Source organism: Denitrobacterium sp., assembly GCF_056180635.1.
The window spans coordinates 1-4,114 of sequence record NZ_JAZZJS010000004.1; the positions used below are offsets into that span (position 1 = coordinate 1).

A 4,114-nucleotide genomic window follows, 5' to 3' on the forward strand; every position below is an offset into this window, starting at 1 on the left:
TGGAGCGAATGACGTAGCCCGCGATGGTCTGGCCCATAATCGGCGGGAAATACGGCATGGTACCCAGCCCCGTGCGCTCGCCACGTTCCGTGCCGGGGCACGCGGTTGCGGGCGCAGCCTCTTCGCACGAGTACAGAACGCGCAAATGGTTGATGCCGCGCTTGCGGCATTCCTTGCGCATGATGCGGCACATGCGGCAATTCACCGTGTCGAAGATGTCGGCGACACGCAGGTATTCGGGATGAAGCTTATTGCCGCCACCCATCGAGCTGATGAGATTGATGCCGCGCTTCTGCGCCGCCTCGGCGATGGCAAGCTTCGTCGAGATGGTGTCGATAGCGTCAATGACGAAATCTGCCTGAGCTGCATACGTATCGAGAATCTCGTCGAGATTCTCGGCCAACACGAACATATCGAGCGTCTGCACCTGGGCCTGAGGGTTGATGTCGAGCACCATATCGCGCATGACCTCGGTCTTCTTGCGCCCAATCGTGCTATGGAACGCGATGGCCTGACGGTTGATGTTCGTAACGTCCACCACGTCACGATCGACGAGAATGAACTTTCCCACGCCGCCGCGCGCCAACGCCTCAACGCAACTGGAACCTACGCCGCCCAGGCCAAACACCATAACGCAGCTTGCAGCCAACGAGGCAATGCCCTCACTGCCCAAGATACGGGTAGTGCGGGTGGTCTCGTTCAGAACTTCTTGGGACATTATTCGGAACCCCTCCGGGATTGACGATCTTTCAAAGCACGACGTGCGCGGAAGCGCGGGTCGACTTCGCCGCCTTCACGCGCGATGCGCTCGAGACGCGCGGCTTCGCGCGCGGAATACTCCTGCGCGCCTTCTGCGGAAGCAGCATGCTGCCCCCTCGCACGAGGACGCGGAGCTTCGGTGCGCATATGCGCACGCGCTTCCTCGCGATGCGCGCCATGAGCGACGGGCACATCTTGCGCCGCAGAATCGCGCTCGGCCTCGAAGGCGACGCCCTCCCCTTCGGCAGGCTCAATATCCTGGCCAGCGGCATGACGTCGCGCGCGAGCCTTCGCCGCCAGATACGTGGGATCATCTTCCGGATGGCGCTTGTACATCAAGCGCACGCTCACGTATTCAAGCACGAGCAGCGCGAGCAGAATCGCCATGACGATGAGGTAGCCCATAATTGCGCCGCGCAGACCGCTCACGTGAATGAGCATGTACGGAATGGCCAGCGAGAAAGCGAACGTGATGAGATACAGGCGCAGGACCGACTTCTGGCGGCGCATAACCGTCATAACCTGATACAGGAAGTCGATGCCGCCCGTAATGCCGCCGGCAATGACCATGAGGAAGCTCATCGAACGGAACGGCTCGAAGTCGAGGCCGTAGAGGATGCTCAGCAGCGGAATGCCCACCCAGTTCATGACGAGCAACGTAACGATAGTAACCGCCGTGACGATGAGGAGCATGGCAACGATGAAGAAGTCGAAGCGCTTGCGGCGATCGAGGTCGTTCCATGCGTCGGCCATGCGCGCGAGCATGGGCTTGTACACGAAGCCCACCGTGATGAGAATCGCCTGGGCCGGGAAGTAAAGCGCGTTGTAGTACAGCTGGTTGTCGTAGGAAAGCGCGCCTTCCATCATGAACTTCGGCATGTTGTCGACCAGCGCGTACAGGAACAGGGCCAGGAAGAGCGGGAAGCACTTCGTGAAAAGCTGTCGGATGCTCGCGAAGCTGCGCCTATTCGACGTGGGCGTCTCGAGCAGCGCAAGGGGCGCCGTGAACAGCACGAGCGACACCACGGCAACCACGGCCATCGCAATGCTGGAAATCTGCAGGCTGCGCGTGATAAGCAGGAACGCAGCGAACACCACGAACACGGCTGCCGAGCGGAGCACCTGCGAGATGCCCGCCAGGTACAGCTTGTCCATCTGCTGCAGGCGGCCTTCGTATACGTCGGCGAAGCCATCGACCGTCTTGTACACCACAACGGCCATGACCATCGTGCGCATGGCCTCGTCGTAGCCATGCAGGTCGCAGAACAGCGAACCCGCGATGATGGCGAGAACGCACGTTAGGGCGCGTTGTATCTGGTATTCCGCGAACGAATGCTCTTCGTCGCGGTCGGAAACCTGATACGTGCGCACGCCGTAATTCGCCAGGAACATCAGCAGCTGCGCAGCCACGAACGCAAGCGAGAACATGCCGGCCTGCTCGCTACCCACAAGCTGCGTGACGATGATGGTAAGCAGGGGGAAGATGAAGCCCCACGTGGCCATGCCCGCCGTGTTCCACACGTAATCGAGCTTCGTCTGATGACCCTCGTATTCGGCTTCCTGCTCGAACGAGCGAGTGTTCACCACGCCCAGCAAGCGCTCGCCCCAGGCATCGATGCGACGCCTGAGCGGACCCGGTTCGCGCGGAGCGGAATTACGCTTGCGCTCGTCGAGCATCTGCGATATCGCTGCAAAGAGACGGGGTCTGTTCACGAGTAGCCTTCCTTGGTTTCCCTACGTCAAAGCATGATTATATGGCCCCGCAAAGGATGCAGGCAACGCGAAACAAGAAGGCGACAAAACAACGGCACGTACGAACGAGCGAACGCTTCGGAAAAACGCAGGCCCCAAGCCCGCGGCAGCATGCTAGACCATCGAGTGCGACGCGAACTGGGGGTCGTCTTCCCACAGAACGACATCGCCGGAGGCAAGAGACGCGGGCACGTCGATGATGCGCTGGTTGCTGCTGCCCCGGAAGCGAAGCGAAATATCCTTGAGGTCCTTCACGAACGGGCCGTCGACCAGCACGTCGATGCAGACGAACAGGTCGGCCGTTTCCGGGCAGTTCCTGCCACCATACAGAAGGTTTTCATACACATCGCCCGTGTACACCCAGATGGTCTTCGTGGGGCATTCGCGCTTGACGCGCTGCAGGAACGGCAGAAGCCCCGCCTGATTCACGGGTTCCATGGGTTCGCCGCCCAGCACGGTGATGCCGCTCACCCACGGTTCCTTCAGGCTGGAGATGATCTCGTCTTCCACCTCGGACGTGAAGGGGCGGCCGAACGAGAAGCTCCACGTTTCGGGCTGAAAGCAATCGGGGCAATGATGCGAGCAGCCCGATACGAACAGCACGGTGCGCACACCAGGGCCATTGGCGATGTCGGAGTATTTGATGGCTGCGTAATTCACGGTTGCCTCCTTGCGCGGAGATACGAGAACGCGAGGCGAACGATCGCCCGACCATTCGCCTCGCCCTGCGTATGAGGATGTGGTTCTACAGATGCAGAACGCGGTCTTTGATTTCCTGGGTGCGGCCCTGGTTCCAGAACTGCGTGCCGATGTAGCCGCAGGTACGACGCGCGACGTTCAACTTGTTCTGGTCGCGGTTGCCGCACTTCGGGCATTCCCATACCAGCTTGCCGTCGTCTTCGATGATCTGGATTTCGCCATCGTAGCCGCATACCTGGCAGTAGTCGCTCTTGGTGTTCAGCTCGGCGTACATGATGTTGTCGTAGATGTAGCGCATGACCGTGAGCACCGCCTGCAGATTGTCCTGCATGTTCGGAACCTCGACGTAGCTGATAGCGCCACCGGGGGAAAGCTTCTGGAACTTGCTTTCGAACTTCAGCTTCGTGAAGGCATCAATCTGCTCGGTTACATGTACGTGATAGCTGTTGGTGATGTAGCCCTTGTCGTTGATGCCGGGAACGATGCCAAAGCGGCGCTGCAGGCACTTGCTGAACTTGTACGTAGTGGATTCCAGCGGCGTGCCGTACAGGCTGAAGTCGATGTCGGTGGCTTCCTTCCACTCGGCGCACTTGTCGTTCATGTGCTGCATGACTTCCAGCGCGAACGGCGTGGCTTCCGCATCGGTATGAGACTTGCCCGTCATGTACTTCGTGCACTCGTACAGGCCGGCATAGCCAAGCGAGATGGTGGAATAGCCGCCGTAGAGGAGCTTGTCGATCTTCTCGCCCTTCTTCAGACGCGCCAGGGCGCCGTACTGCCACAGGATGGGAGCAGCATCGGACAGAGTGCCCTTCAGACGCTTATGGCGGCACAGCAGTGCCTGATGGCACAGCTCCAGACGCTCATCAAAGATCTTCCAGAACTTGTCAACATCCTTGCCGGA

4 protein-coding genes are annotated in these 4,114 nt (G+C 59.9%); all 4 read right to left on the bottom strand.

Annotated features, from left to right (window positions below; genetic code table 11):
• On the bottom strand, positions 1–718 hold a 718-nt coding region (locus AC04P6_RS00110; RefSeq protein WP_475564551.1), incomplete at its 3' end, for a tRNA threonylcarbamoyladenosine dehydratase.
• Entirely contained in the window at positions 718–2,472 is a 1,755-nt protein-coding gene (locus AC04P6_RS00115; RefSeq protein WP_475564552.1) for a lipopolysaccharide biosynthesis protein, read from the bottom strand. The genes AC04P6_RS00115 and AC04P6_RS00110, both read right to left, overlap by 1 nt.
• Positions 2,473–2,625: 153 nt before the next feature.
• Positions 2,626–3,171, bottom strand: a complete 546-nt coding sequence (gene nrdG, locus AC04P6_RS00120; protein ID WP_475564553.1) for an anaerobic ribonucleoside-triphosphate reductase activating protein — start codon at positions 3,169–3,171, stop codon at positions 2,626–2,628.
• An 85-nt stretch (positions 3,172–3,256) separates the two neighbouring features.
• Positions 3,257–4,114: anaerobic ribonucleoside-triphosphate reductase (nrdD, locus tag AC04P6_RS00125; protein ID WP_475564554.1), on the bottom strand; the 858-nt coding region annotated here is incomplete at its 5' end.